This is a genomic window from Rodentibacter heidelbergensis, from assembly GCF_002000125.1.
In the GTDB taxonomy this organism is placed as follows: Bacteria; Pseudomonadota; Gammaproteobacteria; order Enterobacterales; family Pasteurellaceae; genus Rodentibacter; species Rodentibacter heidelbergensis.
The window spans coordinates 196522-220758 of sequence record NZ_MLHH01000003.1 but is presented as its reverse complement, the minus strand read 5'-3'; the positions used below and the strand labels follow the sequence as shown (position 1 = coordinate 220758).

The following is a 24237-nucleotide window of genomic DNA, read 5'->3' as shown; positions in this document are numbered from 1 at the left end:
TATGCATAAGAAATTTATTTTTTTATTTTTTATATTTATTCTTACCATTTATGGATTTATGTTCCAATTCAATGGGAGACAAGATGCTTTTTCTCATCAGAAGAAATTTTTATCATCATTAAATGAGAGGTTAAATTATAGAATAAAATCTGTTGAAAACTATAGCCAAGTAACGGCATATATCGTAGTTAATTTAGAAAGAGGTAATAATAATTTTTTATTATATAAAGATTTTATCTCTAGCATGGGCTTTGGGGCTACTGATAACAACGAATATTGTAGCGTAGATAGAGAGAGGATAAATCTGTTTATTGAGCCTAATTCTATTAGGCTTGTTTATGTTTATCCTTCTTCATTTTGTGACTAAAGAGAGTATCTGATTGATACAGATGTGATGTTTAGAGTTACAGGTGGTAAGTTATGAAGAAATATGTATTGCTTATCAATTTATTTGTTATTCTTATTGCTCTTCTATACGGTGTACTATCCGGAAGTATTGGTTACAATTTTAATAAAAAGCAAGAGGGAGAGAGGTTTTATATAGCTTTAAATATCATGTTTAAAAATGAAATGGTATCTCAGAATATTGGTTTTAGATATTCTGACTTAAAATTTTTCTTAAAAGGTAAGATAGAGGATTATAGGAATTTTGTTCTTAATCGAGGATATATTGAAGTTAATAAAGATATTTATTGTAAAGATGGTAACTTGATTACTATGTATACATATACATCAAATATTGAGCTTAAATACGAGTATGATTCAAAGCAATGTAAATTCAACTAATGGAAACTTTTCAAAAGGTAAGTGTAATAAACGGAAAAACATTGCTTCATGGGAAGTGGCTATTTAGGTGGATGAAGTGGATGTGATTGAAAGCCAAAGGTACGAGTGACCAACAAGGTAGCTCATTCATCACTGCCACAGCAGGAGCGGAGGCTGCGAAACGGGCGGTGGAGAATAACCCTTTGGAAGGTGTAATAAATAGCGTTATTGTTGGCGAGATAGGGGATAAATGCGGGGGAGAGGGTATGTATTTCGGGGTAACAAAAACATTCTAAATTATTCAGGGCGGGGATAGCGTCGGCGACTATGTATTACCGTATTAATCTGTAGAAGATCAGATTAAATCTGACAAATCACAATAAAAAGTGAGCGTTTCCCGTTTAGAATATGAGTGTCAAATTCAATCTAAACAAAAAAGGAAACGCTCATGTTTTATTCTAACAACCCTCTCATTAAACACAAGACCGGTTTACTCAATTTAGCTGAAGAACTCGGTAACATCTCCCAAGCCTGCAAAATCATGGGAATGAGCCGAGACACCTTCTATCGTTATCAACAAGCGGTTGAAGAAGGCGGTGTGGATGCACTACTCAATCAAAACCGACGTGTCCCTAACATTAAAAATCGAGTAGATGAAAAAGTCGAAAAAGCCGTGGTGCAGTTTGCTTTGGATAATCCTGCATTCGGCCAGGTTCGTGTGAGTAACGAACTGCGTAAACAAGGTATTTTTGTTTCCGCAGGGGGTGTCCGGTCGATTTGGTTAAGGCATCATCTTGCTAATTTCAAACAAAGATTGACCGCACTTGAAAAATTAGTTGCTGAGCAAGGCATTATTCTCAATGAATCCCAAGTGCAAGCCTTGGAGCGTAAAAAAGAAGATGAACTTGCTTATGGTGAAATTGAAACCGTTCACCCCGGCTATCTGGGCGCACAAGATACCTTCTATGTTGGCAATCTTAAAGGCGTTGGACGCATTTATCAGCAAACCTTTATTGATACCTACAGCAAAGTGGCGTTTGCCAAGCTTTACACCATGAAAACCGCTATTACGGCAGCAGATATGCTCAACGATAACGTATTGCCTTACTTTGAAAGCCAAGATTTACCGATACTACGCATTCTTACCGACAGAGGGAGTGAATATTGTGGTAAGGTCGAAAATCACGATTATGAGCTTTATTTGGCGATTAATGATATTGAGCATACAAAAACGAAAGTCAAACACCCGCAGACAAATGATATCTGTGAACGTTTTCACAAAACCATTTTACAGGAGTTTTACCAAGTGGCATTTAGGAAGAAAATTTATATGGATTTAGCCACATTACAAGCTGATTTGGATGAATGGTTGTTGTATTATAACCATCATCGAACCCATCAAGGGAAAATGTGCTGTGGAAGAACGCCAATGGATACATTCGTTGATGGAAAACGAATTTGGGCAGAAAAGAATCTAAGCTCAAATTAATCTGACAGGCACACATTGTTTTAAACGGGGACTGTCAGATTGGGTTTGATATTCTACAAATTTATGACACGGATTTGGTAGACAAATACCGTTCCACTGTATCGACAATGGCTTGGGTTTGTGGGTCAATTTCAATGTTCACTTTATCCCCGATTTTACGTTGTCCCATTAAAGTTCTTTGTAGGGTTTCCGGGATCAAATTGACACAAAATTGGTTCTCTTTGACTTCGCCAATCGTCAGACTAATGCCATCGACTGCAACAAAACCTTTGGTGAGGAGATATTTCATTACTTCCATGGTCGGTAATTCGAACCAAATTTGGCGATTATTTTCTGTCACGATAATGTCAGAAATGACAGCGGTGCAATACACATGGCCGGATAAAATATGCCCGCCAATTTCATCACCCATTTGCATGGCCCGTTCAATATTAACGAAATCCCCGGCTTTTAATTCCCCCAAATTGGTAATTCGCAGGGTTTCCTGCATTAAATCGAAACTGACTAAATCATCATGAATTTCAGTGACGGTTAAACACACGCCATTATTTGCCACAGAAGCGCCAATTTCTAGCCCTTTTCGCATTTCAGGTGGTAATTTTATGACCTGTGTTCTAAAATGTGTTTTTTCTTTAATCGAATAAATAGGGGCGATGCCCTGTACAATTCCGGTAAACATAAATTTTCCTCAATCAAATTTTTGCGTAGTATATCAAATTTATGAATTTTCGTCTTTTATCCGACTATCACCTTGATATTAAAAAGTTAATTAAAATTGCCATTCCAATTTTATTGGCACAAGTGGCTCAAAATTCCATGGGGCTTGTGGACACCATTATGGCAGGGCGGGTAAGTTCCACCGATATGGCGGCGATTTCTGTCGGGGCCTCCATTTGGTTGCCCTTAGTCCTTTTCGGCCATGGTTTATTATTGGCCTTACCGCCAACCATTTCTTATCTCAATGGTTCCGGGCAGCGACATCGCATTGCTCATCAAGTTCGTCAAGGGATTTGGATTGCCCTTGCAAGCAGTATTCCTCTTGGGTTATTGATTTATTACAGTGATTTTATTTTGCAGTTGATGCAAATGGATTCACATATGGCGCAAATTACGCGAGATTATTTACAGGCAATGCTTTGGGGATTACCGGCCTATTTGTTGCTCGTCAATTTCCGTTGCTTAAATGACGGTATTGCGAAAACCAAACCGGCAATGGTGATTGCGTTTCTTGGGCTGATGCTTAACATTCCACTCAATTACATTTTCATTTACGGTAAATTTGGTATGCCGGCACTCGGTGCGGTAGGTTGTGGGGTGGCAACGGCGATAGTGAATTGGTCAATGTGTTTGATGATGTTGGGCTATTCTTATTTTAATCGGCAAGAGCGTCAGTTAAAGGTGTTCAGCCAACTGATTGAAAAACCGAATGTAGCCACACTAAAAAAACTCCTACAACTTGGTTTGCCGATTGCTATCGCACTTTGTTGTGAGGTGGCACTGTTTGCACTAACCGCATTGTTGCTTTCTCCACTTGGTGCAACCATTGTGGCAAGTCATCAAATTGCCTTAAATACCAGCTCTTTTATTTTTATGTTTCCTATGTCTGTGGGAATGGCAACCACGATCTTAGTGGGGCAAGCGCTGGGGGCGGGTTCGCCGAAAAAAGCGAAAAATATCGCCTATGCTGCATTAATACTCGGTTTAACGATTACGGTGATCACCGCTTTTATTACGATTTTCTTTCGTTATGAAATTGCCTCAATTTTTGTTAATGATGACATCGTAATAGATATGGCCGCCGGTTTGTTGTTTCTTGCGGCGATTTATCAGTTTTCCGACACGGTTCAGGTGGTTGTCAGTGGAATATTGCGGGGTTATAAAGATACAAAAGTGATCCTCTATATTACGCTTTTTGCCTATTGGGTCATTGGTGTCCCCTTAGGCTATATGCTCGCTAGAACCGATTTTCTCATGCCAAGTATGGGGGCGAAAGGGTTTTGGATTGCTTTTGTCGTTTCACTAACCTTTGCGGCTGTTTTACTGTTTTATCGAATGAGAAAGATACAAAATTTAGAGGATAGCCGGTTAATGGCACGTTTAGAAAAATTGAAGTAAATCGCCCTTTCCTGCAAAAATCTTATCCTCGTGTGATGCTAATGATGATAAGCGCCTTTCTCCTGTCACGGATGGCAAAATTAGCGGGATAAGATCCTTTTAACACATTGTTGTAATTGGGGGATCACCTCCTGCTCAAACCATGGATTTTTTTGTAACCATAGTTGATTGCGTGGGGAAGGGTGAACCAAAGGGAAAAAGTGCGGTAGAAATTGACGATAGTTTTTCACCGTTTCCGTGACGTTTAAGGCATTTTGCGGTAAGTAATATTTTTGTGCATATTGCCCGATCAAAATGGTCAGCTCAATGTTGGTAAGATGCGCTAAAATTTGAGGGTGCCATTTTTCTGCAAAGCCTTTGCGTGGCGGTAAATCGCCGGATTTTCCTTTTCCCGGATAATAAAAATCCATAGGAATCACCGCAAACCGCTCCGAGTGGTAAAACGTATCACGATCAACCCCTAACCATTCCCGCAAACGATCTCCACTTTTATCGTTCCAATAAAGGCGGGTTTGTTCCGCTTTCAATCCGGGGGCTTGACCCACAATATTAATGCGTGCCGTAGGGGGCGCTGCAAAAAGCGGTTCGATATGACGTGTGGTAAAAGATTGATTTTGCGGATCTTGAATAATCGCCGTTTTAATTTCACTGAGAGTGGAGAAAGACATGGTTTTTCTTGTGGTGATATTTTAACCGCACAGATTCCTGTGCGGTCATATTGATGAAGGTTATACGTTGAAGCGGAAGTGCATCACATCGCCGTCTTGCACGATGTAATCTTTCCCTTCTAAACGCCATTTACCGGCCTCTTTAGCGCCATTTTCCCCTTTGAATTGGATAAAATCTTCATAGGCAATGACTTCGGCACGGATAAAGCCTTTCTCGAAATCTGTGTGAATCACAGCTGCCGCTTTCGGTGCGGTTGCCCCCACGGAAACCGTCCAAGCACGCACTTCTTTTACTCCGGCGGTGAAATAGGTTTGAAGATTTAACAACGCATAACCGGCACGAATAACACGGTTTAAACCCGGTTCTTCAATGCCTAAATCTTGTAAGAATTCTGTTTTTTCTTCATCTTCTAATTCTGCAATCTCTGCTTCAATGGCGGCACACACTGGCACAACGACCGAGCCTTCTTTTTCGGCAAACTCACGAACTTTGTCAAGATACGGATTGTTTTCAAAACCATCTTCATTCACATTGGCGATATACATCGTTGGTTTTAGGGTGAGGAAGTTATAGCTTTTAATCGCATGAAGCTCTTCTTTATCAAGAGGAACAGAACGAATCATTCCCGCCTCAGAAAGCACAGGAAGGATTTTCTCCATGACAGAAAGTTCAAATTTTGCTTCTTTATCGCCCCCTTTTGCCCGTTTTTGTAAACGTTGAATAGCTCGCTCGCAGCTGTCTAAATCGGCAAGAGCAAGTTCTGTATTGATGGTTTCAATATCATTTAACGGATCGATTTTTCCGGCGACGTGAACAATATCGTCATTTTCAAAACAGCGAACAACATGGCCAATGGCATCGGTTTCACGAATATTGGCTAAGAATTTATTACCTAAACCTTCGCCTTTGCTAGCTCCAGCCACTAGCCCTGCGATATCCACAAATTCCATTGTTGTAGGGAGAACACGTTCCGGTTTAACAATCTCCGCAAGGGCATCAAGGCGGGGATCCGGCATAGGCACAACACCGGTGTTGGGTTCGATTGTACAGAATGGATAATTTGCCGCTTCGATACCGGCTTTGGTGAGTGCGTTAAAAAGAGTGGATTTGCCCACATTCGGCAAACCAACGATACCACATTTGAATCCCATAATTTTTCCTTATTAAGTCAAAAAAAGTTGCGAAAATGACCGCACTTTTAAATTTTAAAACTATTTAAACGATTGGTGGCTTTCACTATGCCGTCTTTAAAAATCATTTCCACGCAATCGGTGGCTTCATCAAGGGCTTTTTCAAGGGCTTGGCGATCAGTTGGAGAAGGTTTGTTTAAGACATAACCGGCAACCAAATCACGATGTCCCGGGTGACCGATTCCGAGGCGTAAACGATGGAAATTGTTGTTATTTCCCAATTTCGCCACAATGTCTTTCAGACCATTATGCCCACCGTGTCCGCCACCCAGTTTGAGCTTTGCACTCCCCGGTGGTAAATCTAATTCATCGTGAATTACCAATATTTCTTCCGGTTGAATACGATAAAACCCACTCAACGCTGCCACCGCTTTACCGCTTAAATTCATAAAAGTGGTAGGCACAAGCAAACGGACTTCTTTTCCGTTTACCAACGTGCGGGCAGTATGACCGAAGAATTTGCTTTCAGGATTAAGTCTAGTGTTAAAACGATGTGCTAAACGTTCTATTAACCATTCTCCGGCGTTATGGCGTGTTTCGGCATATTTATCGCCGGGATTGCCAAGGCCGACAATGAGTTTAATTTCAGACATATTGCGTATGATTAAAAGCCTAATGATAAAAATAGTGGCGTATTGTAGCGAAATGCAGGTAAATTCTCAATCTATAACGCTAACACCAGCACACCTGCCAAAATCACTACGCCCAGTTTGCCTAAATAGCGGTAAGCCCTGCGAAAAATGCCGCCCCCACAGCAAAAAATACCCAATTCATTTTGTTCCCTGATTTATCGTTAAAATTAACCGCACTTTTCCGCTATAATAGCCCTTAAATTTTAAGATGAAGAAATCCATGATGAGCCAGATTAATATTGAAATCGCCTATGCTTTGCCACAACGCTTTTATTTAAAATCCTTTCAAGTGGAAGAGGGTACAATGGTGCAAAGTGCCATTTTGCAATCCGGTATTTTGCAACAATTTACCGATATTGACTTGCGTGAAAATAAAGTCGGTATTTTCAGCCGTCCGGCAAAATTAACCGATCTCTTAAAAGAGGGGGATCGCATTGAAATTTATCGTCCGTTACTGGCCGATCCAAAAGAAATCCGCCGTAAACGTGCCGCTGAACAAGCTGCTCAAGCCAATAAAGAAAAAGGAGTTCAAAAATGACCGCACTTTCCCAGACTGATTTTTGCTTACCTGAAAACATCACCCCTGAAATTTTCTTGCTAGATTATTGGCAGAAAAAGCCGTTGATTATCCGCAATGGGTTGCCTGAAATTGTCGGGCAGTTTGAACCGCAAGATATTATTGAGTTGGCGCAAAATGAAGATGCCACCGCACGTTTGGTGAAAACCTTTGCCGATGATGATTGGAAAGTGTTTTTTAGCCCGCTAACGGAAAAAGATTTTAAAAATCTCCCGCAGAAATGGTCGGTACTGGTGCAAAATTTGGAACAGTGGTCGCCACAATTGGGACAACTTTGGAACAAATTTGGCTTTATTCCCCAATGGCAACGGGATGATATTATGGTGTCTTATGCTCCAAAAGGCGGTTCGGTAGGCAAACATTATGACGAATATGATGTGTTTTTAGTGCAAGGTTATGGCAGACGCCGTTGGCAGTTGGGGAAATGGTGTGATTCCAGCACGGAATTTAAACCCAATCAGCCGATTCGTATTTTTGACGATATGGGCGATTTAGTGATTGATGAAGTGATGAACCCGGGCGATATTCTCTATATTCCTGCACGAATGGCGCATTATGGGGTGGCTGAGGACGATTGTTTAACCTTTTCTTTTGGCTTGCGTTATCCGAATTTAACGCATCTTATTGAGGGCATCAGTAAAGGTTTTTGTCATCAAGATCCGGATTTGAATTTAAGCGAATTTGATTTGCCGCTTCGCTTAACTCAATCCATGCAGCATACCGGCAAACTTGCGGATGAAAATATTCAGATGATGAAGCAACAACTCTTAGATAAACTCGCCCATTCTAGAGCCTTTGATAAATTATTCAAACAAGCGGTGGCAACCGCCGTGAGCACCCGCCGTTATGAGCTTTTGGTGCCTGAAGAAATGAGTGATCCAGAGGAGGTGCGTGCGGATTTAGAAGAAGGCGCATTGCTTTGTCAGGATAACAATTGCAAGTTGCTTTATACGGAAAATCCTCTTCGCATTTATGCCAATGGGGAATGGTTAGATGAATTAAATGTCATTGAAACGGAAGTGTTAAAACATTTGGCAGACGGCAAATCCTTAGATTGGGCATATTTAACCCATTTAACCAACCAAACGGAAGATCCGGAAACGGCGATGACATTATTGTGTGACTCAATTTGTAATTGGCTGGACGATGGCTGGGTGTTAATTCATGACGATGTCTGAGAAGATTTATTCCGTTTCCCAACTCAACAACGCAGCACGCCAAATGTTGGAAAATCATTTTTCCCAAATTTGGCTGACCGGGGAAATTTCTAATTTTACCCAACCGGTATCGGGCCATTGGTATCTCACCTTAAAAGATGAAAATGCCCAAGTACGTTGCGCGATGTTTCGCATGAAAAATTTGCGTGTAGCTTTTCGGCCGCAAAATGGTATGCAAGTTTTGGTACGGGCTAATGTGAGTTTGTATGAACCACGAGGCGATTATCAGCTGATTATTGAATCCATGCATCCGGCAGGGGAAGGGCTGTTACAGCAACAGTTTGAAGCGCTGAAAATGAAACTGGCGGCCGAAGGATTGTTTGCTCAAAATCTCAAGAAAAATTTACCGCACTTTAGCAAAGCCGTGGGGGTGATTACCTCATCAACCGGGGCGGCACTGCAAGATATTTTGCATATTTTGGCACGCCGTGACCCGAGTTTGAAAGTGGTGATTTATCCAACGGCAGTGCAAGGCAAAGAGGCGGCGGCTGAGATTGTGCAGATGATCGAACTGGCTAATGCACGGCAAGAAGTGGATGTGCTGATTGTAGGCCGTGGTGGCGGTTCGTTAGAAGATCTATGGTGTTTTAACGAAGAAGCCGTTGCTCGAGCTATTTTTCGTTCTCAGCTACCGATTATCAGTGCCGTGGGGCATGAAACGGATATTACCATTGCGGATTTTGTTGCGGATCTCCGTGCGCCTACACCCTCTGCTGCGGCAGAATTAGTTAGCCGAAATCAAGAAGAGCTAATACAACAACTTCGCCACCAACAACAGCGTTTAGATATGGCATTTGACCGCTTATTTAGTGAAAAAAACCAAAGATTAAAACAACTGATGTTGCGTTTGCAAAATCAGCATCCACAAAATCAATTACATCTTCAACAAACGAAAAATGAACAACTTGCCCGGCGTTTGCGCTTTGCTATGCAACGTCAGTTGGAAAAAACACAACAAAAACTGACCGCACTTTCTCTTCGTTTGGCACAAAATCCTTTACCTTATCGACTTCAACGTCATCAACAGCACTTCGTGCAATTACAAGGGCGATTACATTTCAACACTAACCGCCACCTGACGGAACGCCAAAATCGGCTGGCCATATTATGTGGAAAATTAGACGGATTAAGCCCTTTAAAAGTGCTTTCTCGTGGCTATTCCATTGCTCAAACAGCCGAAGGAAAACCGATCACCGGTGTGAAAGATGTGCAGAAAGACACCATCATCACTACCACCGTAGCGGATGGACAGATTATGAGCCAAGTGGTGGGAATAAAGAAAAAATAAAGCCAGAAGGCTGATTTTACTAGCGTTTTATTTTCGACTATGCCGAAATAAAACGAGGATCAGCCTGTTATAATGATCATAAAAAAGGTTAGGTAAGAATTTCAAGGCCTTTATGTTGGACTAATGTTAAAAGTTTCAGTGCTGTACCGGTCGGTTTTTTTACACCTCTTTCCCATTCTGAAATCATATTCTTACTCACGTTAAGGTAATGGGCAAAGACCGTTTGTGAAACCCGTTCTTTTTCTCTAATTGCTTTGATTTCGTCTGGTGTAAACGTTGGCACTGGTGTGAGGCATAATTCATCAAATTTTTTCATCGTTTTTTTATCTATTAATCCAGCTTCATGTAAATCTGCTGCGTTTTCATGGATCATCGTTAATAGTTCACTCATTTTTTACCTCAGATAATACTTCAATCAGTAATCCGTTTTGGATCTGTAACTCAATTTGTTGTGGTGTAAATGTTGCGTAGACTTTAGCTAGGGCTTTCAGTGCGGTAAGCTCTTGAGATGAAATGTTATCACGCACATTTTTACTAATTCCGGCAACAAAATAACTATTTTCATTCAGTTTATAAAAGATAAAAGAGCGGAAACCACCGCTAGATCCTTGGCCTTTTCTTGCTAAACGTTGCTTAATAATATTGCCACCTAAATCGGCATCAATTAAGCCTTGTTCCGCGCGTATGATCGCTTTGAGTAGATCGTTATCTAAGATATGATTTTTTTGTGCGAATTTATCAAAGGCTTTGGTTTTAAAAATTCTCATTCGTGTTCAATCTGTCATCTTTAAGAGTATACTAACAAATTCATAAATCGACTTCAACAAAAAGGGGCTTTCGCCCCTTTTGATTAAATGCACGTCAGTAATTGATTACATCTCTATTACTTATGATGACTTTATTTGTCGATAGAAGAAATAAATCCTTATTTCTCTTTCCAATAACCGATCCATTCTTTTAATAACTGCATATTTTTCGCCATTGCGCCGCCTTGTGGGATGAAATGCATGAGGGTTAATCCATATTCTTTAGGTGTGATGCCTTCGCCCACATTGGCAGTCAATACATCAAATCCTTGCTGTTGAAAAAGTAATTTGGCCCGTTGCATATGCCATTCATTGGTGACAAGAATAATTTTGTTGATTTGTTCTTTTTCCAAGATTTGTTTGGTCAATCGTGCATTTTCTTTGGTGGTTAGGGCCTGAGGTTCAATCCATGTTGTTGGCACATGAAAGAATTGTTGTAATTCTTCTGCTGCCACTTTTGCTTCGATAGCACCGGTTGGGCTTCTCCCTGTGATGAGAAGCGGTAAGCCTGTTTCTTTTTGTAAATAGGCGGCATAACGTAGCCGTTCAAGTTGAATGGCGGTGGAAGCAAGGGGCGCATAAAGTTCTTTACTATCCCGTAATCCGCCGCCTAATAACACAATAGCTTGGGCATTTTTGTAGTCATTGAGTGTTAAATGATCTTCTGTGACTAAGCTATCTTTTAAGGTTTGAGCGGTAAAAGGAATACTGAGCAGATAAAGTAAAACCATGCCAAGTGCGGTGGAAATTCGGCTTAATTTTTTGAAATTAAAGCGGGCGAAAACCAATGCCAATAGCCATAAAATTAAAATATTAAATGGCGGGAGTATCATGGCAGTGATGAGCTTTTTGAGTTCCATCATTTTTTATCAATTTCCACGAAGTCGATGTTTTTCGTCCATAAATTGGCATAGCCGGAATTTTTACCATAAGCGTTATCACACACTCGGTTTGGAATTTCCAGTAAGCAGGAGAAAATATGACCGTGTAAACGGGTTGTGATGACCTGATCATGTTGTAAAAACACGCTAGCCACCCGTTTTACAATACCTTTGGTATAAGCAAACCAAAATTGATGGAACAGATTTTTCAACCAACCCCAATTTCGTTGGTTGGCAAATTTGCTCATACGCCAACTGAGTGCCAAAACGATGCTATCTAAACGGGTGAGAATATCCTCCCAATCTTTCACATTGGCATTTGCCGGTAGGGTGGCGAGGATATTTTTTTCCACTTCGCTGGCTTCAATATCTTTGCGTAAAAAATAAAGTGTTTTCCCCGTGTTGCCTTGTTTTGTCGGCAAGGTGCCGTAGAGCTGGTGGGCCATATCCGGTGATAAGGCTACATTTGGGGAAAATAGTTTGAAGGCTTCTGCTGTGCGCTCATCTCGGGCAAGTAAGTGGCAATCAGCATGTTGACTGAAAAGTGTGGCTGATTTTTCGAGATTTTTTTGATCTTTGAAATACAGGGTTTGTGGCAACACAATAATGCGATTATGGGGAAAATGTTGAACCATTGCCTCACGAATTTTTTGGTGTTGTGGGTAGAGATCGCCAAAGTTGCCCCCACCGTGTAACAAAATAGTGGTATGAGGGGTGATCTGTTGTTTGATCTCATTAATATCCAAATCAAACTCGCAACGTCTTAAGGTCACATTAATGCTGTGATCCTTAAAAAACTGCTCCGTTCCGTGATAGATCAATAAATCCCCTACATTTAAATGTAGCGGGTAATCAAAATAAAACACATCGTTTTTATCTTTAATTAAATCCGCAATAGGGGCGAGTTGTTTCTTTAGAGAAATTAATGTTGTATTCATTTTTTTACCTTTTTCAAAATATAGCCAAAGAGGAAGCTTTTTTCCGCTCGATTTAGCCCGAATAACAAAATCACGCTCACCAGCACTATTTCCAATAATACGGTTTCACCGATAAATTCAAAGAATGTATAGGTCTGCTTAGGGTTTGAAAAATAAACCAGCCCTAATAGTAGGCTGAAGATAAGGCTGATGTGGCACAAATAAGTGACGAATTCTTTGCGGTTAAATTGAATTTTTTTGTTAATAAAATAGAAACGATAAATTTGCATGAAAAGTGCGGTGGAAAATCGGCCAATAAAGGCATAAACCGGACTATAACCTAAAGTAAATAAAAAGTAAGCAAGCGGTACGGTGCAAAGATCAATTATTGCAATCACAATATTATATTGTTTAATTTTGTTTGTGCCGATAGCCAGTGCCGTCATCCAAAAAGATCCCGCCATAGCGCTGATCAATGAGCAGAGCAGAGTGGTTTGTACCAGGGGTTCGACATATTGGGGCAGTTGATCGCCTAACCAAAAGGTGAGTAATGGGTGGGTAAAATAAAGCACCGGGGCGGACAAAATAGCAATCAGATAAAAGGAATATTTTGATGTGCCGAGAATGAGTTTTTTGTTACGTTCTTCCTCTTTTGCCGCATAAGATTGCACAAGTTGTGGGTTAAATGCCACTTGAAAGTTATTTACAAAGCTATAAATGGCGGTATCCACTTGGGTGGCGATCCCTACTGCGGCATTCACTGTCACCCCAAAAAACAGGTTGATAACCATATTTAGGCCTTGTGTGGATGCAACATAAGCGGTTTGTCCGAGTAACATCCAACCGGAAAAGCTCGCCATTTCCTTTGTTTTACTTAAATCTTTATGGAAATGAAAACGGGTTTCCGAGTAAAAACGACGGCGGGTAAAATTAAAATAAAGCAAAAAGACCAGTAGGCTCACACCCAATAATAACAGGCTATAACTGATGAGTTTATCGTATTGCTCTATCTGCATTAAAATAAAAATAGCCGTGAGTTTGAATAAGGTTTCACTCAAGCCAAGCCAAGCGTAAAATGCCATACGCTCATGGGCGACAATCATCGCATTAAAGGGCACTTTAATGATTTCAATTAAGGCAATGAGAAGGGCAATTTGATAGACGATATTGGCCGCACTCATTCTTTCTGTTGGAATATTCAGTTTATGGTTTAAAAACCAAAGCCCCACGGTTTCTGCCAACACCGTCACGACTAACATAATAAAAAGATGATTTAACAGGCTGATGTTAAAAATCATATTGATACGGCTTACATCATTGGCGGCCTTTTCGACATTAATAAAACGTTGTGTGGTCGCCGTCATTGTCCCGTTAAAAAAGGAAAACAAAATCACCACGCCCATAACAATGTTATAAATCCCGAAATCCTCAACGCCTAATACCCGTAATACCACGCGTGAAATATAAAGCATTGCTCCCATATTAAAGAGCATACGGATATAGAGAAATAAGGTATTTTTAGCAATGGTTTTGTTTGACATTGTGATTGATGAACGCCTTAAAATTGGTGGGGAATTATAGATTTCTTTAGTATAATCAGCAATCTTTTATGCAACTATTTCCCATTTGAACAATCAAATAGACGATAGAATTTTAATCGAGAAAATAATGAATAAATATTTGATTTCCTTAGATAAAGATGAACAGCGCCGTGTGCTTTTCTTCGCACAACCCGATACCGCAGATTTTTCTGTTTTCTCTGCTATTAACACCATGCAACGGGAATGGGACGAATTGGCTCAACAGTTTGATTTGGCACAATTTGAGCAGCGTTACGGACGTAAAGTTACCAAAGGTGAAATCGGTTGTACGCTTAGTCATCTTGCGGTGTATCGTTTGATTGTGGAAGATATGGCGGTAGCCGAGGATGATTATGCCTTGGTATGCGAAGACGATGCCTTGTTTGCTCCCAATTTTCAGCAGAATTTGACCGCACTTTTAAGCCAACCTCATACCATGCCGATTGTGCTTATTGGGCAATCCAAAATCGCTCAATTTAATGATATTGAGTTAGAAATTAATTATCCGACAACCTTTTCATTTTTATGTCATCAAGCGGGAGGCGTGGCTTATGCCTATCCTTATAAAAGCTATTTTGCCGGTACGGTGGGGTATTTAATTAAAAAATCTGCAGCCCGTATTTTTTTAAAACAATTTGAACAAGGAAAACCTTTTTGGCTTGCTGATGATTTTTGGTTGTTTGAAACCCAATTTGGCTTGCCGAACCAAGTGGTTCGCCCGTTAATGGTGATCGAAAATCCGCAATTAGTGAGTAATCTTGAGGCAATTCGAGGCGCTGAGGCCAATAATCTTGCGAAAAAATTGGTGAAATATCCGCTGAAAAAAATGATGGCGATTCAGAAAAATTTAGGAAAATAAATGACCGCACTTTTTAATCTTTTCTATCTTTACGATCCCTGGTTTTTCCATGTTGTGCGTATGTCTGTTGTGGTGGGGATGATTGCCTTTGCCCTGTTAATTTATCGCATAATGAAAAAGCAAAACAAACAAGGGATTGTGGTGCCAATAGATAGTTTAGCCGTGTTGTTAGGGCTTATTTTATTGAGTGCTGTCCCCTTGTTAATAAATGGCACAAAGGATTTTTCTGTGATCATCATGTATGTGAAATCACTAATATTGTTTCTTTTCGGTATTGGGGTTTACAACGCTTTTTATCGGCTACCCAACGGGCAACAACGGCTTGTGTGGGATTTGCAAATTGGGGTGGGCGTGCAGTTTGTATTCGGCCTGTTGGCTTTGTTTGGTGTTTCTTTTTTGGTGGAATTTTTACTTTCAACCAATGCGATCTTACCTGCACGGTTTTATGGTTCGGAACAAGAATATCGCTTGTATAACATCACCGCTACCGCCTTTTTTCAACTGAGCTTATTTTACTTAATGCTGTTCCACTTTTTATTGGCCTATAACGCAAAAAATAACAATCTACCGAGTGTTTTGCTCTTTTTGATGCTTTGTATCGGGTTGATTTCCGGCAGAACTTTTTTATTGCTTTCTGTGGTGAGTATTGCGGTCTATTTTAAATGGCGATATGTGCCTTCATTGGTGGCATTTTTGCTCCTAGTGTTGGGATTGGCTTATTTTATACCGAAAAATCCTTATGTGGGTCATGCCTTAGAACCGGTGATTAATTTATTACATGGCGCCGGTTTTGTGAGTTCTTCTACGGATACCCTCGTTAAAAATCATTTATTTATCCCAACCTTAAAACAGTTTATCAGCGGGGATGGTCTGTATATGACAGGGCAGTTAGAAACCGGGCGCTATTATGGCAATACAGACTCCGGCTTTTTACGCCAAATTCTATATGGTGGGATGGGGTATATGTTGGTTTGTTTTTTTGTCACCTTTTATTTTGTCCGCAAAGTGGCATTAAATTGGTTTGATGGCAGCTGGAAATTTGTTCTTTCTGCCTTTGTGATCCTGACCGCTTGTCATATTAAAGCCGATACCTTTGCGTTTCCGGGGATTATGTTTGTGATGCTGATGTTTTTGTCATTATTTGGCACGCACGGCAAACAACGCATTTTCTTCGCACAGAATGAGGGAAAATATGTTTAGTATTATTGTGCCGTCTTACAATCGAAAATCGGAAATTCCTGCTTTGTTGGCAAGTTTAGCACAGCAAACCTACGAAGATTTTGAAGTGGTGATTGTGGATGACCACTCAAAAGAACCGGTGGTGGTGGATGATACCTATCCTTTTAAGATTAAGGTGATCCGTAATGAAACCAATCAAGGGGCGGCGGAAAGCCGAAATATTGGTGCTCGTGCGGCAACAGCATCATGGTTGCTATTTTTAGATGATGATGATCGCTTTGCCGAGAATAAATGCGAGCGATTGGCAGAGGTGATTAACCAATATCCTGATATCAATTTTATTTATCACCCGGCAAAGTGCGAAATGGTAAATGAAGGTTTCAGCTATGTAACCCACCCGATTTCACCGCAAGAAATTACGGTGGAACGGATTTTATTGGCTAATAAAATTGGTGGTATGCCGATGGTGGCAGTGAAAAAAGATCTTTTTCTAAAAATAGGCGGATTATCCACCGCACTTCGTTCCTTAGAAGACTATGATTTTTTATTAAAATTAGTTAAAGATCCGAGTTTTAAACCCTATAAATTAGAGGACGCTTTGACTTATTGCACCTTCCACACCCAACGTTCCAGTGTTTCAACGGATACCCGTAATACGGAAAAAGCCATTGATTATATTCGTGAACATTATGTGGAAACCGCACAGCAGGCTCGCAATTTTAATATTAATGCCAGCTATATTTTGGCTTATCCGCATATCATGAATTTATCACGCAAAGCGGCATATTATTATTTTGATATTTTTAAACAAACCAAAAGTATGAAACAACTTGTGATAGCGCTAGTGGTGCTGATTTCACCGAAACTGGCACTGAATTTGAAACGCTTTATGTCATAGAAAGAGGCATCATGAAATTTTCAGTTTTAATGTCTTTATATATTAAGGAAAATCCACAATTTTTACGCGAATGTTTTGAAAGCCTCGTGGCGCAAACCCATCCGGCAGACGAAATTGTGTTGGTATTTGACGGTGCGGTTACCGAAGAATTAGAAGCGGTGGTGGCAGAGTTTGCAACCCAATTACCGTTAAAATTAGTGAAATTACCGCAAAATCGAGGCTTGGGAAATGCCTTAAATGAGGGGCTGAAACATTGTACTCACCCTTGGGTTTTCCGTATGGATACGGATGATATTTGTGTGCCGGAACGTTTTGCCAAACAGCTGGCATTTATTGAACAGCACCCTGACACCATTATTTTTGGCGGACAAATTGCCGAGTTTGGTGAGAATGTGAATGATATTGTTGCTTATCGCTATGTTCCGACCGAAGCAGCAGATATTGTGAAATTTACCCAAAAACGTTGCCCTTTTAATCATATGACGGTGGCCTACCAGAAAGCGGCGGTGATAAATTGCGGAGGGTATGAAGATCTGCAAGAAGATTATTATTTATGGATTAAACTGGTGGCACAAGGTCAAGCAGTGGCAAATTTACCGGATATTTTGGTTTATGCCCGGGTCGGTAACGGAATGGTCGGACGTCGTCGTGGTTTGAATCAGGCGAAAGCGGAATGGCGGTTATTCAAACTCAAATATCGTTTGGGCATACAAGGTTTTGGGGCGGGAATGTTGATTTTTATGTTGCGTTCGACTTCCCGTTTGTTGCCGACTTCATTGCTCAAAGCGGCCTATAATCAATTCTTAAGAAAATAATATTAAAAAGGAAAACAAATGAAAAAAATCTCGTTATTATCAACCGCACTTTTATCTTGTTTACTGGCAGGTTGCGCAGGCAGTAGCCAAAGCTCATCGAATACGGTTCCGACAATTAGCGCGAATGCAACCTATACCAAACCCCGCACATTGGATAATTTCCATGATTATGTGCAATTTTTAAAAGGCAAAGCGGCAGCAGAAGGGGTTTCGATTGCCACTTTGAATGCACAAAATAATATCCGTTATGTAGAAAAAGCGGTGGCATTAGACCGGGCTCAGGCGGGCAGAATTGTCAAACGTGATCCAAACCAACCGCGGGTATTAAATCCAAATGGTACAACCAATTACCTCAACAAAGTGCTCACCAATAATAAAGTGAATGTGGCAGAAGATCGTTATTGGGAAGTGCAAGTGCCTTTGCAACGGGCAAGTCAACGTTATGGTATTCAACAAGAATATATCTTGGCGTTATGGGGAATGGAAAGCAGTTTCGGGCATTATCAAGGACGTTATGATGTGTTATCTGCTCTCGCCACTCTCGCCTTTGACGGCAGACGTGAAGCCTTGTTTAGCAAAGAATTTGTTAATGCGATGAAAATGCTGGATCGTGATCATATTCAACGCACTAAAATGTTGGGATCTTGGGCCGGTGCCATGGGACAAACCCAATTTATGCCAAGTGCTTTCTTAAATTATGCCGCTGATGGGAATGGCGATGGGGTGAAAGATATTTGGACAAACCAATTCGATGCTTTTGCCTCTATCGCCAACTATTTACATACTGTTGGTTGGGACGATAAATTGCCGTGGGGAATTGAAGTAACCTTGAACCAACCGCTTGATTTATCCCTTTCCGGTATTGAGAAACATAAAGCCCGTTCTTTGCGTGAGTGGCAAGCACAAGGGGTAATGCCGTTGGGGGGCAGTGCGCAAGCGCAAGAAAAATTGACCGCACTTTCCCATGCAGATCTTTGGCTTGTCCGACCGGATAAACAAGTGGGCAGAGCATTTTTAGTCTCCAATAATTTCCGCACCATTTTAGATTGGAATAAATCTAATTATTTTGCGGTGAGTATCGGCATGTTTGCCGATCGAATAAAGGAAAGAGTAGGGTTATAAAGAGTATAAAGCGCAGCGGTCAATTGACCGCTGTTTTTTTGTTAATCAATATGATGTAGCAAACACAGTTGCTACTATCGGGTTTGTATCACAGAGATGACATACTTATTCTACAAAAAAAGTGCGGTGAAATTTCACCGCACTTTTGGTTAATGTTATTTCGTGTTGGGGTTCATTACCATTGATAACCGACACCCACAGAACCACCGACTTCACCACGGCTGTTGGTATCACCTTGGAGTTTCAAGATGAGTTTACCGTTGTCAGAAGCACGGGAATAACCCACTGCGATCGCAGATTGATCACGATAAGCCCCGGCAGATACCGCTACCATGGATTTACCCGGTAGATAAACCTGTGGTAAACCTGCTGCAGCACGAGCACCGGCAAGACCTGCTCGTAAATCTTTGGTATTACGGTCGATCTTATTGTTAATATCCCCGGTGGCTTCTTTTAACTGGCTAACATTCACCGCATCGTTAGGCGCAGTTCCTCTTGCCACGTTGGTAATTTTCGTATTACCTGCATCAATACCCTTGTTATTAATGGTAACCGGGCCTGCTTTTACACTGTTAAATTCAACATCATCTTTGGTTGCTACAGAAATTACGCCATTGTTTTGAGTGATTTGGATATTTTTACCTGCATCAATTGTCACAGTTTTACCCGGGTTCACTCTATAATTGCTTGAGCCTGCAACTTCACCCTTAGACGCTGTTGTTGTGAGCGTAAAGCCTGAGTTGTTTATTGCATTTGCCACATCGCCTGCGGTTGCAAGAGCCGTTGGATTAACCGGTGTATTAACTTGACCTGTTGCATTATTAACGCTGATTGGCGATGTTTTCGCCGATACACGGCTACCTGTTACATTCCCTGCATTAACCCTTGTGCCTGAACCATCAGATTTCGTGTTATAAGTGCCGTCCGCCTGTTTATAAAGCGTATCACCTGCTTTATTGGTGTAAGTGATTTCTGTGGTTTTATCATCAACGGCAACATGGTAAGTGACGTTGCTTACAGAACCATCAGATGTCACATTCGCAACAGTACCTGTCCCATTGACAAAGTTCACGGTGTCATAAGGTTTTACAAAGTCACGGTCAGCACCATTTTCTTGTAAGTTCCAACCTGCATTCAATACATCACCTAATGTTGCTGCATTGCTACCGGATTTTTTAGCTAAATCAGCCGCATTTTGAGCAGTGATTGGAGCCTTATTTGTTGGCTCATTTTCCACACTGGTGGTGTTCGGTAAATTTGACGTGATATTCGTCAATGTTGCACCGTTCATATTAACCGCCGGTGCAATATTACCGTCAGCAACTGTTGCTGTTGTATAAGTCATATTCACCGCAGGGATATCTTTAACATCTGCAGAGTCAATCGGGGCAACATTAGGATCGGTAGGATTACCCGTTGTCTGATCCATTTCTGTACCGGCAGGGTAGTAATTACCATCTTTACCTTCTACAACCGGGTTGCCATTTGAATCGACTTTAGTTGGTTTACCAATTTTAACACTGTTTACCTCAATATCGCTTGATAAACCATAAGTAATGGTGTGGTTATCTTGTTTGATTTCGAGGTTTTTCGCTGCCACAAAGTTAAGCGTATCGCCTGCTTTCACCGCTACGCCAGTGTTATTTGCCGCAGAAGTGATTTGTTCGTTTGTTTTGGTGGTATTCACCGTATGGAATACATTGTTAATAGTATTCGTAATATCACCAATCGTGGCAACTTTATTAGATTGATCTTCTTCTGTTACAGTAACAGGATTACCCGAACCATCAACATAAGAACCATCCGGATTTTTAGTAATTGTATTACCGTCTACATCAGTGTAAGTACCATCCGCATTTTTAGTAATCGGATTGCCATTTGCATCAGTGTATTTGATTGGTGCGGCTTTACCATCATCCTGAACGGTTGATGTTCCCGTATCCACATCCACTTTTACCACAGTTTTGGTCACCACTTCACCGTTTGGATCGATTTGTTCCACTGTACCTGTGCTAACAATTGTGCCTTTGCCATCTGCAAACCGAAGCTCGTCATTTGGATTAACTTTTTCATCCTTATTGTTAAAGTTGATGCTAGATGTATCAGTTTCTTTACCTACAATGAAGCCCGATTCTTGAATAGCTTGCGCCACTTTATGACCTGTTACAAACTTGTCACCATTGTTCACAACACCCTTATCACTAGGTGATAAATTTTCAGTCGGGTTATTTGGATTCTTAATTGGGTCTTTGCCTGCTAGCGGTTTACCGGTTGTCGGATCAATATCGTCTTTGTCATAAACTTTATCACCATCAACAACTACAATAGGTTTACCGTTGTAAGTTCCTTCGTTCGGTTTAATCACCTCGCCTTCTTCTATTGCCACAGTAATTTCACGTACATTACCTTTGGTTTCACCTGTGACGGTAATACCGTTTTTACCAATAAACTTCACTTCGTTGGCATTTTTCACGGTATCCGTGTATTTGTTATCTTCAGCAGAAACAACCCAACCCATATTAACAATATCACCAACAGTGACCGCACTTGATTCCCATTTTGCTTTATCTGCAGGATCAGTTGGTGGGGTTAAATCCACTAAGGTATCTTTACCTGCTGGGGTTGTGGCATTAGCAGGATTATTTGTTGCCACTTCTTTTGTGCTTAATGCAGAAGCTATGCCGTTAATTTGGCTGTTATCGCCATTTGCATCTTTCACACTTAATGCGGTTGGTGGGTTATTCACCGTAACATTAGTGCTAGGATCATTAGGATCACGAGGTTCTAATGTTGTATCGGTTGTAGAAACCCCTTTATCTGAGGTTAATGCCACCGCCGTATCATTTTTCACCGTGTTTGGATCAATAGGTTGAACGCTCGGATCGACCGGATTTCCATTTTCATCCAACTGTGTACCGGCAGGGTAGTAGTTACCGTTTGAGGATTGAACAACCGGATTGCCGTTTTCATCCACTTTGCCTGCTTTACCAATAGTGGCACTGTTAAACTCCGGGTTCTCTGCCATTTGAATTTGAATACCGTTATTATCTACGATAGTTTGAATATTTTTCGCAGAATACGCCCCGTCAACCGCCGCATCAGAATTACGCGTTAAACTGACCGCACTTTGGGCACCAATAATATTAAGTGTTTGACCTAATTGACGATCCAAACCAACATTAGACACTGTCTCGTTTGCATTCGTTGTTGCATTAAATACTTCGCGTGATGCCTTGTTGTTGTTTGCGGTAAACGTTAATGGATTGGCGGCTTGTGTCATCACCGCATAAAGTTGTGAACCGTTAATTCCATCGGTTGAATTAGCATCAATATGACCGGCCGCCACATTTTTTAATTGGCGTTCTGCATTTTTCGCACCAATAGACACATATTTACCAGCATCTACCGGCTGACCGGCAAAACCACTGTAAGTAAAGGTGCCACCCTCTGAGGTTCTGACGGTTGCACTTGTTACGGTTCCAACACTATGTGAAGCGCCGTTTGTGCCTACAACTTCGGTTGAAGAATCTCCTAACACAACAGAACCATTGGTGCTTAATGATTGGATGTTTGAACCCAATGCAACGGATTTACTACCTGATACTGTAGTATCTGTACCGAAAGCGATGGAGGATTCACCTGTAGAGGTTACGTTTGAATTGCTCCCCATTGCGACTGCATTTTCTGCCTGAGATTTTGCATTTGCACCAAACGCCAAGGCATTGGTAGCATTCGCAAGGGCTTTATAACCTACCGCTGTAGCATTGTTTTCCAAGGCATTGGCACCAGTACCCACTGCTGTGGTGTAATCACCCTCAGCCACTGCACCTGCCGCAATTGCCACCCCACCTTTGGTTGATTTTGCTGAGGTTGAACCGAATGTTGCACCACTCGGTGTGCTTTGTCTACCAACACGGGCACCGGTACCGATAGCCGTTCCGAGCTCCGAGCCTTCTTGAACATACGCCGCAGTACCGATAGCCGTACTAAATAAGTCGTTGGCATGGGCTTTTTGACCGATTGCAACGGAACCATCTTTTGCATAGGTGGTTTCATAAAATTCTTCGCTACCGATTTTTTGTATATTTTCGGCTAAATCTTCGCCAACGATATTTTTATAAACTGCTTTATTTTCAGTCGTCGCAACGGCACCCATATCGTTACCCCCGATAGCAACAGAGGCGTGACCGGAAATAACTTGTGCACCGATAGCAATAGATTGGTCGCCAATCGCACGGGCATCAAAACCAATTGCTGTTGCTTCGTTAGATGTAAAGGAGATAACGTTTCCTTTCTCATCGACACCGGAAATTGGGTTTCCCGCAGCATCTTTAATACCTGCGCGATACATCAAACGGTTCGGATCCAATGCGCCCGTTGCTGTTGCATAATCAGCATCATTTAAATTATTTTCTGTTGTAATAGAACCATCTTCAGGTGTTAAGAAACCGGCTAAAGCGTTACCACCAATAACAGTAGTTCCGCGAGACTGTTCTTTTTCAACATTTCGCACCATCGCATCGGTACCAATTACCACGACATGAGGGTTTTTGACTTTATCGTCAGTTTCATCCTTAATACGGATCCCCTTGGCACCCGCACCAATTACCACGGCTTTTTTCACTGTGGAAGTTGCCCCACCCCCTATTGTGGTTGATAATTCACCTTCGGTTCGGCTTCGGGAGCCAATAGCTATGTTCTCAGTATTGCTTGCTGAGCTATCACGACCTAAAGCGATTGATTTTGAGCCGGTTGAGCTAGAGCCACGACCAATTGCAATGGCACTCTCTCCGTTTGAATTACTGTTTCCACCAATAGCAAGCGGACTGTTTGAACCCTGTGCGTTACTGTTGTTACCCAGTGCGACTCTTCCCCACTGATCGGTAGAAATATAAACGGGGTTTCGATCCGCCGTGATTGTGCCCGTTCCTCCTGCAACATCTGCCACTGCCACTGCTGCTGTTGCCGCTAGTGCAGATTCACTCATTAATAACGCACCCGCCATTCCCATTGCGACAAGAAGTTTATTTGGTGCAAGACGTTGATCGGTGGAGGAGGATTGTTTGCCTCTCCGTTTTGTTAATTCAGAAACAACAACAAAATTTTGTGTTGCCTGATTCCAAATGACTTTGAAAATTTTGTTCATGAGATTTCCCTCAAGTTACATAGTATAGTTAAAAAATACTCCAAAAATATTGCACGAGAAGTGTGCAATTTCTTTATTCTCATCATATTCCG

Annotated in this window: 23 protein-coding genes and 1 pseudogene; 13 read left to right on the top strand and 11 right to left on the bottom strand. The window is 41.3% G+C overall.

Going from position 1 to position 24237, the window contains the following annotated elements; translation table 11 throughout:
* Nucleotide 1 precedes the first annotated feature (1 nt).
* The 4 genes from BKK48_RS01635 to BKK48_RS01620 all read left to right on the top strand — a co-directional run bounded on the left by BKK48_RS01635 (nt 2) and on the right by BKK48_RS01620 (nt 2254).
* Nucleotides 2–367, top strand: a complete 366-nt coding sequence (locus BKK48_RS01635; RefSeq protein ID WP_077426479.1) for a hypothetical protein — start codon at nt 2–4, stop codon at nt 365–367.
* Between the two features lie 53 nt (nt 368–420).
* Nucleotides 421–786, top strand: a complete 366-nt coding sequence (locus BKK48_RS01630; protein WP_077426478.1) for a hypothetical protein — start codon at nt 421–423, stop codon at nt 784–786.
* A gap of 86 nt (nt 787–872) precedes the next feature.
* Nucleotides 873–1061, top strand: a complete 189-nt coding sequence (locus BKK48_RS10160; RefSeq protein ID WP_077426477.1) for a VENN motif pre-toxin domain-containing protein — start codon at nt 873–875, stop codon at nt 1059–1061.
* A gap of 152 nt (nt 1062–1213) precedes the next feature.
* Nucleotides 1214–2254 (top strand): IS481 family transposase, encoded by a 1041-nt coding sequence (locus tag BKK48_RS01620; RefSeq protein WP_077426476.1) that lies wholly within the window; start codon nt 1214–1216, stop codon nt 2252–2254.
* Nucleotides 2255–2315: 61 nt separating this feature from the next.
* On the opposite strand, the gene BKK48_RS01615 is transcribed toward BKK48_RS01620, so the two are convergent.
* A complete protein-coding gene (locus tag BKK48_RS01615) occupies nt 2316–2933 on the bottom strand; it encodes a riboflavin synthase subunit alpha (protein WP_077426475.1) in 618 nt (205 codons plus the stop codon).
* 41 nt (nt 2934–2974) lie between these two features.
* Here BKK48_RS01615 and BKK48_RS01610 point away from each other — a divergent pair, with 41 nt between their 5' ends.
* The gene (locus tag BKK48_RS01610) at nt 2975–4369 is read left to right on the top strand and encodes an MATE family efflux transporter (RefSeq protein WP_077426474.1); all 1395 of its coding nucleotides are present in this window, start codon (nt 2975–2977) and stop codon (nt 4367–4369) included.
* 80 nt (nt 4370–4449) lie between these two features.
* Here BKK48_RS01610 and BKK48_RS01605 read toward each other — a convergent pair whose 3' ends face one another.
* From BKK48_RS01605 to BKK48_RS09825, 4 genes and pseudogenes are all read right to left on the bottom strand, one after another.
* A complete protein-coding gene (locus BKK48_RS01605) occupies nt 4450–5037 on the bottom strand; it encodes a uracil-DNA glycosylase family protein (RefSeq protein WP_077426473.1) in 588 nt (195 codons plus the stop codon).
* A gap of 60 nt (nt 5038–5097) precedes the next feature.
* Nucleotides 5098–6189: a redox-regulated ATPase YchF gene (gene ychF / locus BKK48_RS01600; protein ID WP_018356072.1), complete on the bottom strand. Its 1092-nt coding sequence runs from the start codon at nt 6187–6189 to the stop codon at nt 5098–5100.
* Nucleotides 6190–6236: 47 nt separating this feature from the next.
* Nucleotides 6237–6821 carry an aminoacyl-tRNA hydrolase gene (gene pth, locus BKK48_RS01595; RefSeq protein ID WP_077426472.1) on the bottom strand — a complete coding sequence of 195 codons (585 nt, stop codon included), beginning with the start codon at nt 6819–6821 and terminating at the stop codon, nt 6237–6239.
* A gap of 107 nt (nt 6822–6928) precedes the next feature.
* Nucleotides 6929–7002: pseudogene (locus BKK48_RS09825) on the bottom strand (EamA family transporter); the annotation flags it as partial.
* An 81-nt stretch (nt 7003–7083) separates the two neighbouring features.
* Here BKK48_RS09825 and BKK48_RS01590 point away from each other — a divergent pair.
* From BKK48_RS01590 to xseA, 3 genes are read left to right on the top strand one after another with little or no spacing between them, the layout of a single operon-like run.
* Nucleotides 7084–7398, top strand: coding sequence for an RnfH family protein (locus tag BKK48_RS01590; RefSeq protein ID WP_077426471.1), 315 nt, complete (start codon nt 7084–7086; stop codon nt 7396–7398).
* Entirely contained in the window at nt 7395–8615 is a 1221-nt protein-coding gene (locus tag BKK48_RS01585) for a ribosomal protein uL16 3-hydroxylase (RefSeq protein WP_077426470.1), read from the top strand. The genes BKK48_RS01590 and BKK48_RS01585 overlap by 4 nt, the downstream gene beginning before the upstream one ends.
* Nucleotides 8608–9942, top strand: coding sequence for an exodeoxyribonuclease VII large subunit (gene xseA / locus BKK48_RS01580; RefSeq protein WP_077426500.1), 1335 nt, complete (start codon nt 8608–8610; stop codon nt 9940–9942). The genes BKK48_RS01585 and xseA overlap by 8 nt, the downstream gene beginning before the upstream one ends.
* A gap of 88 nt (nt 9943–10030) precedes the next feature.
* Here the strand turns inward: xseA and BKK48_RS01575 are convergent, their stop codons facing one another.
* From BKK48_RS01575 to BKK48_RS01555, 5 genes are all read right to left on the bottom strand, one after another.
* On the bottom strand, nt 10031–10333 hold the full coding sequence (locus tag BKK48_RS01575; protein WP_077426469.1) for a helix-turn-helix domain-containing protein: 303 nt from the start codon (nt 10331–10333) through the stop codon (nt 10031–10033).
* Nucleotides 10326–10709, bottom strand: coding sequence for a type II toxin-antitoxin system RelE/ParE family toxin (locus BKK48_RS01570; RefSeq protein WP_077426468.1), 384 nt, complete (start codon nt 10707–10709; stop codon nt 10326–10328). The genes BKK48_RS01575 and BKK48_RS01570 overlap by 8 nt, the downstream gene beginning before the upstream one ends.
* 158 nt (nt 10710–10867) lie before the next feature.
* On the bottom strand, nt 10868–11611 hold the full coding sequence (locus BKK48_RS01565; protein WP_077426467.1) for a YdcF family protein: 744 nt from the start codon (nt 11609–11611) through the stop codon (nt 10868–10870).
* A complete protein-coding gene (locus tag BKK48_RS01560; protein ID WP_077426466.1) occupies nt 11608–12567 on the bottom strand; it encodes a polysaccharide pyruvyl transferase family protein in 960 nt (319 codons plus the stop codon). Before BKK48_RS01560 ends, BKK48_RS01565 begins: the two co-directional genes overlap by 4 nt.
* On the bottom strand, nt 12564–14087 hold the full coding sequence (locus BKK48_RS01555; RefSeq protein WP_077426465.1) for an oligosaccharide flippase family protein: 1524 nt from the start codon (nt 14085–14087) through the stop codon (nt 12564–12566). The genes BKK48_RS01560 and BKK48_RS01555 overlap by 4 nt, the downstream gene beginning before the upstream one ends.
* A 127-nt stretch (nt 14088–14214) precedes the next feature.
* Here BKK48_RS01555 and BKK48_RS01550 point away from each other — a divergent pair, with 127 nt between their 5' ends.
* Genes BKK48_RS01550 through BKK48_RS01530 form a run of 5 tightly spaced genes read left to right on the top strand, consistent with a single transcriptional unit; the run spans nt 14215 to nt 18999 of the window.
* The gene (locus BKK48_RS01550) at nt 14215–14985 is read left to right on the top strand and encodes a glycosyltransferase family 25 protein (RefSeq protein WP_077426464.1); all 771 of its coding nucleotides are present in this window, start codon (nt 14215–14217) and stop codon (nt 14983–14985) included.
* Entirely contained in the window at nt 14986–16185 is a 1200-nt protein-coding gene (locus tag BKK48_RS01545) for a hypothetical protein (protein ID WP_077426463.1), read from the top strand.
* Nucleotides 16178–17062: a glycosyltransferase family 2 protein gene (locus BKK48_RS01540; protein WP_077426462.1), complete on the top strand. Its 885-nt coding sequence runs from the start codon at nt 16178–16180 to the stop codon at nt 17060–17062. The genes BKK48_RS01545 and BKK48_RS01540 overlap by 8 nt, the downstream gene beginning before the upstream one ends.
* An 11-nt stretch (nt 17063–17073) precedes the next feature.
* Nucleotides 17074–17877: a glycosyltransferase family 2 protein gene (locus BKK48_RS01535; protein ID WP_077426461.1), complete on the top strand. Its 804-nt coding sequence runs from the start codon at nt 17074–17076 to the stop codon at nt 17875–17877.
* Nucleotides 17878–17895: 18 nt separating this feature from the next.
* Nucleotides 17896–18999 carry a lytic murein transglycosylase gene (locus BKK48_RS01530; RefSeq protein WP_077426460.1) on the top strand — a complete coding sequence of 368 codons (1104 nt, stop codon included), beginning with the start codon at nt 17896–17898 and terminating at the stop codon, nt 18997–18999.
* A 175-nt stretch (nt 19000–19174) separates the two neighbouring features.
* On the opposite strand, the gene BKK48_RS01525 is transcribed toward BKK48_RS01530, so the two are convergent.
* Entirely contained in the window at nt 19175–24145 is a 4971-nt protein-coding gene (locus tag BKK48_RS01525; protein ID WP_077426459.1) for a YadA-like family protein, read from the bottom strand.
* Nucleotides 24146–24237: the final 92 nt, after the last annotated feature.